The sequence below is a fragment of the Modestobacter caceresii genome (assembly GCF_000761485.1).
In the GTDB taxonomy this organism is placed as follows: domain Bacteria; phylum Actinomycetota; class Actinomycetes; order Mycobacteriales; family Geodermatophilaceae; genus Modestobacter; species Modestobacter caceresii.
The window spans coordinates 39,523-51,794 of sequence record NZ_JPMX01000025.1; the positions used below are offsets into that span (position 1 = coordinate 39,523).

A 12,272-nucleotide genomic window follows, 5' to 3' on the forward strand; every position below is an offset into this window, starting at 1 on the left:
GCTCAGGGCAGGTCGGGCAACGCCAGCCACTCCGCCCAGCTGAGGTCACGGCCGACGTAGCGGGGTGCCCGCAGCGGCCAGGCCCGCGCCAGCCAGGCGGGCACGAAGGCGTCCAGCGCGGCCTCCGTGGGGCTGCCGACCAGCCGGTCGACCACCCACCAGGACACCTCGGCGTCCGCGCCGCTCTGCTTGGCCGGCGGGTCGACGTAGACGCAGCCGAGCAGCTCGGCCTCGTCGGCCGGGAACAGGCCGTACAGGAAGCTCTCGTGCGCGGCGATTCCCCGTTCGTGGTGGGCGAGGTCGTCGCGGTCCTGCTCCACCGTCATCGTCGCCGGCGGCCAGCCCCAGGCCGGCCCGTAGACCGACCACAGCCGCTCCCGTGAGCCCATCACCGCCGGGAAGTCGATCTCGGTGTCGGCGGCGCCCATCGGCCGCAGGTGCTAACCCGTCGGCAGGTCGGCGCGGAGCGGATGGACGAAGTCCTCGGGCAGCCACGGCACGGCAGCGGAGGCTAGTGCCGCGGCGGGGTGCCGGTCGAGGGGTTGCCTGGCCGGGGAGCCGCTGGCCACCCGCTACCGTGCGCCGGTGGCCAGGGAGCGCAGCGCAGCGGACGACGCCGTGATCCGGCAGGGCGAGGCCGAACTGCACAGCTGGGACCACCGCCGCCGGCTCGTCGTCGAGGCCGTCGTCCTGGCGTTCGCCGCGCTCTACGCCTTCCTCGTGCTCGGCCGCGGCGAGGCTCCGGCCGTGGTCTCCTGGGGTTTCCTCGTGCTGGCGGTGCTGATCCGCACCGCCAGCTGGCACTGGGGCGACCGGGCAGCCCGCATCGACGGCGCCCGGGTGGACTTCGCGCTGCGCCACCACCGGCTGGTCGGCTGGGCCCGCGCCGACGCGGTCCGGGCGCGGGCCCAGCAGCGGCTGCGCCGGGCCGGCCTGGTCCGCGCCGTCTGGGTCACCGTGTCGGTGGTGTTCGCCGCCTGCGTCGTCGTACCGCTGGTCGCCGACCCGCCCAGGCCGCAGCTGGCGGTGGTCGCCGGCGTGGCGCTGGTGGCCTCCGGCGTCCAGCTCTGGCTGCACGAGCGGAGCCTGACCGAGGCACGCCGCTGGCTCGCCGACCCGCCGGCTTGAGCGTCAGCGGGTGCGGCGGAGGAGCGCCATGAACATCGCGTCGGTGCCGTGCCGGTGCGGCCACAGCTGGGCGTGCTCACCGCGCTCGATGCCGGGCACCTCGGGGAACAGCGGGGCCACGGGGAGCACCTCGACGTCGTCCCGGCCGGCGACCGCGTCGACCACGGCGACGGTCTCGGCAGCGTGCGGGGAGCAGGTCACGTAGGCGACCACTCCCCCGGGCCGCACCGAGGAGAGTGCGCTGTCCAGCAGCTGCCGCTGCAGCTCGGCCAGCGGCTCGACGTCGTCGGCCGTGCGCCGCCAGCGCACCTCCGGCCGGCGGCGCAGCGCGCCCAGGCCGGTGCAGGGTGCGTCCAGCAGGACGCGGTCGAACGACCCGGCCGGCCAGCTCGGCGCCGTGCCGTCGGCGACCAGGACCTCGACGTCGTCCGCACCGGCCAGTGCTCCGCGCACCAGCTCGGCGCGGTGCTCGCTGCGGTCGGCAGCGGTCAGGTGGACCCCGGCCGGCCGGACGGCCGCCAGCAGCCCCGCCTTGCCCCCGGGGCCCGCGCACATGTCCAGCCAGCGCGCGTCCGGGCCCTCCAGCGGCGCCCGGACCAGGGCGAGGGTGGCCAGCTGGCTGCCCTCGTCCTGCACCGCGGCCGCGCCGGAGCGGATTGCGGCCAGCTTGCCGGGGTCACCGCCGTGCAGCCGGACGGCGTGCGGCGACCACGGACCGGGCTCGCCACCGGAGTCAGCGGCCAGTTCGTCGCGGCCGACGTGCCGGGCGACCAGGTGCACCTCGGGTGCGGCGTCGTCGGCGAGCAGCGCGGCCTCCACCTCGGCGTCGTCGGCCAGCGCCTCCCGCCACGCCTCGACGATCCAGCGCGGGTGGTCGGTGGTGAGGGTCAACCGCGCGTCGTCGTCGGCCGGGGCGAGGGCGGCGACCCAGGCGGCCCGGTCACCGCCGGCGGCGACCTTGCGCAGCACCGCGTTGACCAGCCCGGAGGCGCCGGTGCCGACGATCGCCCGGGTGAGAGCGACCGTGGTGTCCACCGCGGCGTGCGCCGGCACCCGCAGGTCGATCAGCTGGTAGGCGCCGAGCCGCAGCAGGTCCAGCACCTTGGGATCGAGCTCGGCCAGCGGCCGGGACACCAGCGTGGTCAGGACGGCGTCCAGCGTGCCGGTGGCGCGCAGCGTGCCGTAGGCCAGCTGGGTGGCGAAGGCGGCGTCCCGGGGCTCGAGCTGCCGCTCGCGCAGCAGCTGGGGCAGCAGCAGGTTGGCGTAGGCCGCCCGGCTGGAGACGCCGTCCAGCACGTCGTAGGCGGTCAGCCGGGCCCCGTCCAGCGTCGGCCGGTGGCGTCGGGACTGCGGGCGCTGGTTGCCGGTGCCGGGGTCGTTGCGCCGCTTGTGGCCGGCCCGCTTCTCCGGGCCGGTCATGCGCCCACCTGCTCACCGAGTCGCTCGCCCGGTTCCGGGCGCGCACCGCGCGCCCAGTCGACCGCCGGGAGCATCTTCTTGCCGGCCGGTTGCACCGACGTCAGCCGGACGGCACCGCGACCAGTGCCCACCAGCACACCGGTCGACCCGATCGACAGCTCCCCGGGTTCGAGGGCCAACGACGAGGACAGCGGCTCGACCGGCGCCAGCCGCAGTCGGTTGCTCCGCCAGGTCGTCCAGGCCCCCGGCGCCGGCGTCACACCGCGCACCCGCCGGTCGACGACGTGGGCCGGCAGGGTCCAGTCGACCTGGGCGTCCGCGGTCTCGATCCGCGGGGCCAGGCTGACCCCCTCGGCCGGCTGGGGCTCGGGCCGCAGCGAGCCGTCGGCGAGGCCGTCCAGCGTCGCGACCAGCAGCCGGGCACCGCTGACCGCCAGCCGGTCCAGCAGGTCGCCGGCGGTGTCGGTGGCCCCGATCGGCTCGGTGACGACGCCGAAGACCGGGCCGGTGTCCAGCCCGGCCTCCAGCTGGAAGGTGGCCGCGCCGGTGACCTCGTCGCCGGCCATGATCGCGTGCTGCACCGGCGCCGCGCCGCGCCAGGCGGGCAGCAGCGAGAAGTGCAGGTTCACCCAGCCGTGCCGCGGGACCTGCAGGGCCGCCGGCGGCACGAGGGCGCCGTAGGCGACGACCGGGGCGCAGTCGACGGCGAGGTCGGCGAGCTGGGACAGGAACTCCGGCTCCCGAGGCGAGCGGGGCTGCAGCACCGGGATGCCGGCGGCGTCGGCGCGCTCGGCGACCGGCGACCGGCTGGTGCGCCGGCCGCGGCCGGACGGTGCGTCGGGCCGGGTGAGGACGGCGACGACCTCGTGGGCGGAGTCCAGCAGCGCGTCGAGGGCGACGACGGCCGGCGCCGGGGTACCGGCGAACAGGAGCCTCAGTGGGGGCTCACCTTCACCACGGGTGCCGGCACCGGCGACCCGTCGGGCAGCCAGGCCTGCGCGCCCTGCCACTCCGCACCCTGCAGCACGTCCAGGGCGGCGGCGCGGGCCTCGGCGTCGAGCCGGTCGACGAAGAGCACGCCGTCGAGGTGGTCGGTCTCGTGCTGGATGGCCCGCGCCAGCTTGTGCGAGCCCTCCACCCGGATCGGCTCGCCGTGCATGTCCCAGCCCGTGGCGGCGACGTACAGGTGCCGACGGCAGTCGAACCGGAAGCCGGGGATGGACAGGCAGCCCTCGGCGTCCTCCTCGGTCTCCTCGCCCACCGGCGTCACGTCGGGGTTGACCAGGTGGCCGACCTCGCCGTCGACGTACCAGGTGAACACGCGCAGGCCGACGCCGATCTGCGGCGCCGCGATGCCGGCGCCGCCGGCCGCGTGCATGGTGTCGGTCAGGTCGGCGACGAGCTGACGCAGTTCGGCGTCGAAGTCGACGACGGGGGCGGCCGGGGTGCGGAGCACCGGGTCGCCCATGATCCGGATGGGGGTGACGCTCACCCGACGATCCTAGGTGCCGTGTGCAGCGGCGCCCGCAGGGTGACCTGGCTACGGTGCAGCAATGGCCTCACTCGCCTCGCACCGCGTCCACGCCGTGATCAGCACCCTCGTCGACGGCCTGACGGTCGGCGGTGCCGAGGCGGCCCTCGACCTGCCGCCCCGGTCCGCGGCCCGCGCACGGGTGTACCTGGCGCTGCTGGTCGCGGTCGCCGCCGACACGGTGGCCCACGACCTGCCCTCGCTGCGGCGCACCTTCCAGGGCATGCCGGTCGAGTCGGCGTCCCCCGCCGACCAGGCGGTCACCCGTCACCAGGCGCTCGCGACGGCCGGCTGGGGGCTGGCGGCGACGGCCGTGCACGGCCCCGCCGTCGGGGCGCTGCGCCGGCGCGGCCACGCGCGCCCGCACCTGCTGGTCGGGATCGTGGCCGGGGTGGGCACCGCCGCCACGACGCTCCCGGTGCGCTGGCGCCGGGCCACCGAGCGGGCCATCGAGGACATGGCCGCCGCCCAGCTGGACGCCGAGCTGGCGCAGCTGCTGGACCAGCCGATCGACTGACCACCCGGTGGCCCGGGCAGCGGGTGCAGGGGATCAGGCGGGGACGGAGAGCTCCTGCAGCCAGGCCTGCCAGGCCGGTTGCTCGCGCCGCACGTGGTCCGCGGCGTCGGCGGAGAACAGGTACGCCCGCACCCCCGCCAACGCCGTGCCGTTCCCCTCGCCGTACGTGAAGACGCTGAGCATCCCGGGAACCGGTGCGGTGAGCCGGACCAGCGCCTGCCGCTCGCCGACCCGCTCGACCGTGCCGGTGGCGCCGCGCACCTCGACCGTCGCGCCTTCCTCGCCCAGGCCGAGCGCGTCGCGCAGGGTCGACCAGAGCGCTCCCGCGTCGCCGGGGTGGACGGCGGCGGCCTCCAGCTGCGTGGCCTCCTGGCCGGGGAAGTGCGCCAGGTAGAGGCGCAGGTTGTCGAAGAAGGGCCGCCAGCTCGAACCCATGTCCTCCCACCACTCCGACTCCCAGGCGGCGCCGGTCCCGAAGCCGCTGCTGGTGACCCGCACGACGCAGGTGCCGCCGGACCGTGCCTCGACGAGGAACTCCGACGTCAGCGGGCTCAGCGCGTCCGGGTCCTTGCCCATGAGGGCGGCCCAGTCCTCTTCGTAGGCGATGCGGCGCGGCGGGTCCCAGCCGGTGACCCGGCCGTCCGAGCCCATCTCGGGGCCCATGGAGAAGTGCAGGGTGCCGCCCTCGCGCTCCTCCATCTCGGTCGGCAGGAACCAGGCGCTCATGCCCCGGGCGGTCGCGACGGCCTGCCAGACCCGTTCCGGGCTGCCCGGGACCTCGACGCTGAACTCCAGGCGGTACGGGACGTCCGTGGTCGTGCTCATGTTCTCTCCTCGGGAACGGGGTGGGCGGCGACGACGAGCCGGTGCGGGCGCCCGTCGTCGTGGTGGTAACGAGCGGCCAGGTCGAGCACCGCCGCGGTCAGGTCGTCGGCGAAGGCAGCCCGGTCGGCGGCCGACCGGAAGCCGATCTCCGTATCGATGGTCAGCGTCGGCAGGCGCGTGCCGGACGCGCCGGCCCGGCGCGCCAGGGCGCCGACCTCGCGCACCAGCCGGCCGGCCAGCGCGACGAGGTAGCCCGCCGACAGGTGGTCGGCGTTGGCGTCCGGATCGGCCGCGGACGCGCTGACGGCCGCCGGCGACACGACGTACGACGCCGCCGACGCCTGCAGCACCCGCTCGGTGATGCCCCCGTGCCGGCGCTCCTCGGACAGCCTCACCAGGCCGTGCGCCTCGAGCGCCTTGAGGTGGTAGTTCACCTTCTGGCGCGCGATGCCGACCCGGGCGGCGAGCCCGGCGGCGGAGGCCGGGACGGCCAGCTCGCCGAGCAGCTGGGCCCGGACCGGGTCCAGCGCGGTGGCCGCCGCCTCCGCGTCCTCGATGACCTCGACGTCCTGCATGCCGTCACCGTGCTCCTGACAGGAAAAGTTGTCAAGGGCTCCGTGCGAGCTCCACACCCCCTGCCGCCCGACGGGACGGCCGCGTACGCCTAGGCCAGCTCGAGCGGGTCCAGCTGCACGCGGACGTGCTCGGCGACCTTCTTGGCGCTGCGCACCCCCTGGACGTCGTGCAGCGCCCGCGCCAGGGCCGCCCCGTCGCTGCGCCGCACCCGGACCAGGTAGCGCTCCCGTTCGCCCTCCTGCCCCGGCCGCGGCGGCTCGGGGACCGGTCCGAGGACGTCGGCGCCCTCGGGCAGCCGCAGCGCCGCCAGGAAGTCCGCCAGCGCCGCCGGTGACGCCGACAGCGAGGCCATCCGGGTGACCGGCGGGAATCCGAGCTCGCGGCGGTCGGCCAGCTCCCGGGTGGCCAGCCCGGCCGGGTCCCAGCGCACCAGCGCCTGCACGACCGGGTGCGCGGCGTCGGCGGCGACCACCACCTGGCCGCCGGCCCGCACCAGCCCGGCGGCGTTCATCCAGCGGCGCATCGTCTCCTCCCCCGCCCGCAGGTCGGCCCGGCCCAGCAGCGCCCAGGAGTCCAGCAGCAGCGCCGCGCCGTAGCCGCCCTCGGCCACCGGCTCCGCCCCCGGCGTGGCCACCACGATCGCCGGGTCACCGGAGACCTCCGCGAGCACCCCGGAGCTGCGGCCGGAGACCCGCACCGCCGCTCCCGGGAACGCCCGGCCCAGCTCCTCCGCGGTGCGGGAGGCGCCGATCACGGCGGCCCGCAGCTTGGTGCCGTGACAGTGCGGGCAGTCGAAGGTCGCCGCCGGGCGGGCGCACCAGCGGCAGGCTGCGATCCGCACCCCGTTCGGCCCGGGCGCCGGTGCGATCCCCAGCGGGCCGGCGCAGTGCGCGCAGCGGGCCGGCGCCCGGCAGCGGTCGCAGACCAGCGAGGGCACGTAGCCGGAGCGGGGCACCTGGATCAGCACCGGGGCGCCGTCGGCCAGCGCGCGCCGGGCCACGGTGAAACCGAGCGTGGGCAGCCGGGCGGAGCGCGCAGCCGGGTCCCGGGCCAGCTCGAAGTCGCTGCCGAGGGCCTCCACCCGCGGCGCCGCGGCGCGCAGGGTGGCCCGGTCGGCGATCAGCTCGTGCGCCCACCCGGACTCCACCAGCAGCGCCGCCTCCGCGGTGCGCGCCGTGCCGGCGACCACGGCCGCGCAGGAGGCCAGGTGCGCCCGGTGCACCAGCACGTCGCGGGCGTGCGGGTAGGGCGCCCGCGGCTCGGCGTGCAGGTCGTCGCCGTCGTCCCAGATCGCCACCAGGCCCAGTTCGCGGACCGGCGCGAACACCGACCCGCGGGTGCCGAGCACCACCTGGGCGGTGCCGCGGGAGGCGGCGAGGAAGCGCCCGTAGCGGGTGTCCGGCGAGGAGTCGGCGCGCAGCACCGCGACCGAACCGGCCGGCAGCAGCCGCTCGGCCGCGGCGGCCAGCCGGTCCAGGTCCTTGCCGTCGGGGACGACGACGAGCGCGCCGCGCCCGCCCGACAGCGCGGCCTGCGCCAGCTCGGCCAGCCGGGTCGGCCAGTCCTCCCCGGGTAGCGCCGTCCACACCGCGCGGGCCGCCCGCCCCTCGGCCACCGCGGTCAGCAGCTGCGGCCCGGTCGGGTAGCGGGCGAAGCCCGCCGGGTCGGGAGCCGGGGGCGGTGGCGGCGGGTCGAGCCGGGGCCGCTTCTCCGGGGCGCCGCGGCGCGGTGGCAGGGCCAGCCGCAGCACGTCGGTGAGCGACCCGGCGTAGCGGTCGGCGACCGAGCGGGCCAGCTCGGCGACCTCGGGGGTGAGCACCGGCTCGGCGGAGACCACCTTGGCCAGCGGGGCCAGCTTCCCGGTGTGGTCGGTGTCGCCGGTCAGCTCCAGGACGACGCCGTCCACCAGCTTGCCGGCGAACCGCACCCGGACCCGGCAGCCGGCCACCACCTGCTCGGCGAGCTCGTCGGGGACGGCGTAGTCGAAGGGCCGGTCCAGGTGCGCCAACGGCACATCGACGACGACCCGGGCGACCCGCTGTGTGCGGGTGCCCGGGTCGTCGTCGATCGGCCGTGCCGTGCTCAGGAGACGCCCACCGCCGACTTCAGCGCGTCGACGCGGTCCAGCCGCTCCCAGGGCAGCTCGACGTCGGTGCGCCCGAAGTGGCCGTAGGCCGCCGTCGGGGCGTAGATCGGCCGCAGCAGGTCCAGGTCCCGCACGATCGCACCGGGCCGCAGGTCGAACACCGAGGTGATCGCCTTCTCCAGCGCCTCCTCCGGCACCGTGTTGGTGCCGAAGGTCTCGACGAAGAGGCCGACCGGGTGCGCGGCACCGATCGCGTAGGCGACCTGCACCTCGCAGCGGCGGGCCAGCCCGGCGGCGACGACGTTCTTGGCCACCCAGCGCATCGCGTAGGCGCCGGACCGGTCGACCTTCGAGGGGTCCTTGCCGGAGAAGGCGCCGCCGCCGTGCCGGGCCATGCCGCCGTAGGTGTCGACGATGATCTTGCGGCCGGTCAGCCCGGCGTCGCCCATCGGGCCACCGATGACGAACTTGCCGGTCGGGTTCACCAGCAGCCGGTAGCCGGTGGTCGGCAGGCCCAGCTCGCGCAGCGCGGGCTCGACCACCAGCTCCTGGACGTCGGGGGCCAGCAGCGTGTCGATGGAGATGTCCTCGGCGTGCTGGGAGGAGACCACCACGGTGTCCACGGCGACCGGGCGGTCGTCCTCGTAGACCACGGTGACCTGGGTCTTGCCGTCGGGACGCAGGTAGGGCACCGACCCGTCCTTGCGGACCGCCGACAGCCGCCGGGACAGCCGGTGCGCCAGCGCGATCGGCAGCGGCATCAGCTCGGGCGTCTCGTCGGTGGCGTACCCGAACATCAGCCCCTGGTCGCCGGCCCCCTGCCGCTCGATCAGGTCGTCGGCCACCGCAGCCCGGTGCTCGGCCGCGCTCAGCTCGGCCTTGCGCGCCTCGTAGCCGGTGTCCACGCCCTGGGCGATGTCCGGGGACTGGGCGCCGATGGAGACGCTGACGCCGCAGGACGCGCCGTCGAAGCCCTTGCGGGAGGAGTCGTAGCCGATGCCGAGGATCGTCTTGCGCACGATGTCGGCGATGTCGACGTAGCCGGAGGTGGTGACCTCACCGGCGATGTGCACCTGGCCGGTGGTGATGAGGGTCTCGACGGCGACGCGGCTGCGCGGGTCCTGCGCGAGCATCGCGTCCAGGATCGAGTCGCTGATCTGGTCGGCGATCTTGTCGGGGTGGCCCTCGGTCACCGACTCGGACGTGAAGAGACGGCGTGGCACTCGGTTCTCCCTGCAGTCGGCTGCCGAGCGCGTTGTTCGCGGTCGGCCGGGCTGCACCACGGCAGTGGTCGGCCCGACGGCTGAGGCTACCGGCGGGAGCCGGCGGCCGTTCGGTGAGGCGGTGGCGTCAGGGCTGCCGGGCGACCCGGTCGGCCACCACGTCCCAGATCGCGGCGGCGACCGCGTCCTTGCGACCGGCCGGCACGGCGGTCGTCGTCCCGTCGGTGGCCAGCACCGTCACCTCGTTCTCCGACCGGCCGAAGACCCGTCCGGCGGAGACGTCGTTGACCACCAGCAGGTCGACGCCCTTGCGGGCCAGCTTGGCGCGGGCGTGGGTCAGCACGTCGCCCTCCGCGTCGCCGGTCTCCGCGGCGAAGCCGACGACGAGCTGCCCGGCCGGCCGCGCGCCCACGAGCTCGACCAGGACGTCGGGGTTGCGGACCAGCTCCAGCGAACTGGGCTCGGTGGCCCCACCCTTCTTCAGCTTGCTGCCGGCGACCGTGGTGGGCCGGAAGTCGGCGACGGCGGCGGCCATGACGACGACGTCGGCCGGGCGCCCCGTCTCCCCACCGGACGACTCACCGTGCATCCCGAGGCGCAGCTCCTCGGCGCTCTCGACAGCGACCACCCGCACCCCGAACGGGGCCGGCAGCTCGACGTTGGCGGCGACCAGCACCACCTCGGCGCCCCGGGCGGCGGCGACCCGGGCCAGCGCCCAGCCCTGCAGCCCGGACGATCGGTTGCCCAGGAACCGCACCGGGTCCAGCGGTTCCCGGGTGCCACCGGCGCTGATCACGACCCGGCGGCCGCTGAGGTCGTGGGCGAGCGCGCCGGCACCGGCGGACAGCACCAGCTCGGCCAACGCGGCGACGTCGGCCGGCTCGGGCAGCCGTCCGGGGCCGGAGTCCGGGCCGGTGAGCCGTCCCACCGCGGGGGGCAGCACGACGGCTCCACGGCGGCGCAGCGTCGCGACGTTGTCCTGGGTGGCCGGGTGCTGCCACATCTCGGTGTGCATGGCCGGCACGAAGACGACCGGGCAGTGCGCGGTGAGCAACGTCGCGGTGAGCAGGTCGTCGGCCCGGCCGGCCGCTGCCCGGGCCAGCAGGTCCGCGGTGGCCGGGTTGACCAGGACCAGGTCGGCGGTCTGCCCGATCCGGACGTGGGCGACCTCGGGCACGTCGTCCCAGACCTCGGTGGACACCGGGTTGCCGCTGAGCGCCTCGAACGTGGCGGCGCCGACGAAGCGCAGCGCCGACGCGGTCGGCACCACCCGGACGTCGTGGCCGGACTCGGTGAGGGCGCGCAGCAGCAGCGCGGACTTGTAGGCCGCGACGCCACCACCCACGCCCAGGACGATCTGGCTCATGGGGTCCATCCTCCACACATGACGAAGCCCCCGGCACCAGCCGGGGGCTTCGTCATCAGTAAGGCCCCCTCGCAGGGGCCCGCCGCGAGCCTGCGAGCGGTGGGGGGCGAGGGGGTCCTTTTTCAGTTCTCGCCGGCGGTGTGGGCGAGGAGGCCCTCGTTGATCTCGCGGAGCGCGATCGACAGCGGCTTCTCCTGGGGCGCGGTGTCGACCAGCGGGCCGACGTACTCCAGCAGGCCCTCGGAGAGCTGGCTGTAGTAGGCGTTGATCTGACGCGCGCGCTTGGCGGCGTAGATGACCAACCCGTACTTGCTGGTGGTCCGCTCGAGCAGCTCGTCGATCGGCGGGTTGGTGATGCCCTCAGGGGCAGGTGCGACTCCGGACACGGGCGGGCGTGCTCCTCAACTCGGTGTGCGGGCGGGCGGCGGATGGCTCCGCTCGGTCGCCTCGGGTGCGCCCTCGGCCGCGGTCAGGGACCAGCGGGCGGAGACGCAGTCAGCAAGCCTACCAACTCGTCTGCGGCTCTGGCCACGTCGTCGTTCACGACGACCACGTCGAACTCCCCGGAGGCGTCCAGTTCGGCCTGGGCGAGGGCCAGCCGGCGGGACTGCACCTCGGGGTGTTCGGTGCCCCGGCCGGCCAGTCGGCTGACCAGTTCGGCCCAGGACGGCGGGGCCAGGAAGACCAGTTGCGCCTCGGGCGCGCGCTCGCGCACCTGCCGGGCGCCCTGCAGCTCGATCTCCAGCAGCGCCGGGGCCCCGGAGGCCAGCTGCTCCTGCACCGGCGCGACCGGGGTGCCGTACCGGTTGCCCGCGTACTCGGCCCACTCGAGCAGGCCGTCGTGCTCGATCAGCCAGTCGAAGTACTCGGCGTCGACGAACCAGTAGTGCTCGCCGTCCACCTCGCCAGGGCGCGGGGCACGCGTGGTGACCGACACCGACACCCAGACCTCCGGGTGCCGGCGCCGGACCTCGGCGACGACCGTGCCCTTCCCCACCCCGGAGGGACCCGAGAGGACCGTCAGGCGGGCAGGGGTGCGGGCCACGCTCGGCGTCCTCGGGCTGGGGGTGTGCGTCGGTCGGGACAGGGACGTGCTCAGGGCTCGACGACCTCGCCGGCGAACTCGGCCTCCAGCGCCTTGCGCTGGTTGGCACCGAGACCACGGACGCGACGGGTCGGTGAGATCTCGAGGCGCTCCATGATCTTGGCCGCACGCGCCTTGCCGACCCCGGGGAGGGACTCGAGCACCGCGGAGACGCGCATCTTGCCGATGACCTCGTCGGTCTCGCCCTGCTTGAGGACGTCGCCGACCGTCGCGCCCTTGGTCTTCAGCCGCTCACGCAGCTCGGCGCGGGTCTTGCGGGCCGCGGCGGCCTTCTCCAGGGCAGCGGCGCGCTGTTCGGGGGACAACTCGGGAAGGGGCACGGAGCAACCCAATCGTGTTCGTGCCGGCGCTGCGACCGGCGGTGTCGTTCGGTGTGGAGTGTGCCTGGACGGCGGCCCTCGATGTGAGCCTGGGCGCCAACCTAGTCACCTCGAACCCGCTGGTCACCCTGGACCCCGTGTCATCTGCGCCGGGCCGGTGTGCTGCACGGACACCC

At 75.7% G+C, this 12,272-nt stretch carries 14 protein-coding genes; 2 read left to right on the forward strand and 12 right to left on the reverse strand.

From position 1 onward, the window contains the following. Nucleotides 1-2: 2 nt before the first annotated feature. The gene (locus tag IN07_RS08130) at nucleotides 3-428 is read right to left on the reverse strand and encodes a hypothetical protein (protein WP_197058395.1); all 426 of its coding nucleotides are present in this window, start codon (nucleotides 426-428) and stop codon (nucleotides 3-5) included. A 157-nt stretch (nucleotides 429-585) separates the two neighbouring features. Between IN07_RS08130 and IN07_RS08135 the strand changes: the two genes are divergently transcribed. After that, the gene (locus IN07_RS08135) at nucleotides 586-1,128 is read left to right on the forward strand and encodes a hypothetical protein (RefSeq protein WP_156119082.1); all 543 of its coding nucleotides are present in this window, start codon (nucleotides 586-588) and stop codon (nucleotides 1,126-1,128) included. A 3-nt stretch (nucleotides 1,129-1,131) separates the two neighbouring features. On the opposite strand, the gene IN07_RS08140 is transcribed toward IN07_RS08135, so the two are convergent. From IN07_RS08140 to def, 3 genes are read right to left on the reverse strand one after another with little or no spacing between them, the layout of a single operon-like run. Continuing rightward, a complete protein-coding gene (locus IN07_RS08140) occupies nucleotides 1,132-2,547 on the reverse strand; it encodes an RsmB/NOP family class I SAM-dependent RNA methyltransferase (RefSeq protein WP_052091028.1) in 1,416 nt (471 codons plus the stop codon). Then, entirely contained in the window at nucleotides 2,544-3,557 is a 1,014-nt protein-coding gene (gene fmt, locus IN07_RS08145) for a methionyl-tRNA formyltransferase (protein ID WP_231558056.1), read from the reverse strand. Before fmt ends, IN07_RS08140 begins: the two co-directional genes overlap by 4 nt. Then, a complete protein-coding gene (gene def / locus IN07_RS08150) occupies nucleotides 3,482-4,039 on the reverse strand; it encodes a peptide deformylase (RefSeq protein ID WP_036335020.1) in 558 nt (185 codons plus the stop codon). The genes fmt and def overlap by 76 nt, the downstream gene beginning before the upstream one ends. A 61-nt stretch (nucleotides 4,040-4,100) precedes the next feature. Here def and IN07_RS08155 point away from each other — a divergent pair, with 61 nt between their 5' ends. Continuing rightward, complete coding sequence (locus tag IN07_RS08155; protein ID WP_036335023.1) at nucleotides 4,101-4,595, forward strand: hypothetical protein; 495 nt, start codon at nucleotides 4,101-4,103, stop codon at nucleotides 4,593-4,595. A 33-nt stretch (nucleotides 4,596-4,628) separates the two neighbouring features. On the opposite strand, the gene IN07_RS23880 is transcribed toward IN07_RS08155, so the two are convergent. The 8 genes from IN07_RS23880 to mihF form a co-directional block, all read right to left on the reverse strand. Continuing rightward, complete coding sequence (locus IN07_RS23880) at nucleotides 4,629-5,420, reverse strand: SRPBCC family protein (RefSeq protein WP_052091029.1); 792 nt, start codon at nucleotides 5,418-5,420, stop codon at nucleotides 4,629-4,631. After that, nucleotides 5,417-5,995, reverse strand: coding sequence for an ArsR/SmtB family transcription factor (locus IN07_RS08165; RefSeq protein ID WP_036335025.1), 579 nt, complete (start codon nucleotides 5,993-5,995; stop codon nucleotides 5,417-5,419). The genes IN07_RS23880 and IN07_RS08165 overlap by 4 nt, the downstream gene beginning before the upstream one ends. 89 nt (nucleotides 5,996-6,084) lie before the next feature. Beyond that, nucleotides 6,085-8,082: a primosomal protein N' gene (locus IN07_RS08170; protein ID WP_331437126.1), complete on the reverse strand. Its 1,998-nt coding sequence runs from the start codon at nucleotides 8,080-8,082 to the stop codon at nucleotides 6,085-6,087. Next, nucleotides 8,079-9,305 (reverse strand): methionine adenosyltransferase, encoded by a 1,227-nt coding sequence (gene metK / locus IN07_RS08175; protein WP_036335028.1) that lies wholly within the window; start codon nucleotides 9,303-9,305, stop codon nucleotides 8,079-8,081. The genes IN07_RS08170 and metK overlap by 4 nt, the downstream gene beginning before the upstream one ends. A 127-nt stretch (nucleotides 9,306-9,432) precedes the next feature. Beyond that, the gene (gene coaBC, locus IN07_RS08180) at nucleotides 9,433-10,671 is read right to left on the reverse strand and encodes a bifunctional phosphopantothenoylcysteine decarboxylase/phosphopantothenate--cysteine ligase CoaBC (protein ID WP_156119083.1); all 1,239 of its coding nucleotides are present in this window, start codon (nucleotides 10,669-10,671) and stop codon (nucleotides 9,433-9,435) included. 122 nt (nucleotides 10,672-10,793) lie between these two features. Beyond that, nucleotides 10,794-11,057 (reverse strand): DNA-directed RNA polymerase subunit omega, encoded by a 264-nt coding sequence (gene rpoZ, locus IN07_RS08185; RefSeq protein ID WP_036335031.1) that lies wholly within the window; start codon nucleotides 11,055-11,057, stop codon nucleotides 10,794-10,796. Between the two features lie 83 nt (nucleotides 11,058-11,140). Further along, nucleotides 11,141-11,716, reverse strand: a complete 576-nt coding sequence (gene gmk, locus IN07_RS08190; protein ID WP_036335032.1) for a guanylate kinase — start codon at nucleotides 11,714-11,716, stop codon at nucleotides 11,141-11,143. 50 nt (nucleotides 11,717-11,766) lie between these two features. Next, a complete protein-coding gene (gene mihF, locus IN07_RS08195) occupies nucleotides 11,767-12,096 on the reverse strand; it encodes an integration host factor, actinobacterial type (RefSeq protein ID WP_036335033.1) in 330 nt (109 codons plus the stop codon). Between the last annotated feature and the right edge of the window lie 176 nt (nucleotides 12,097-12,272).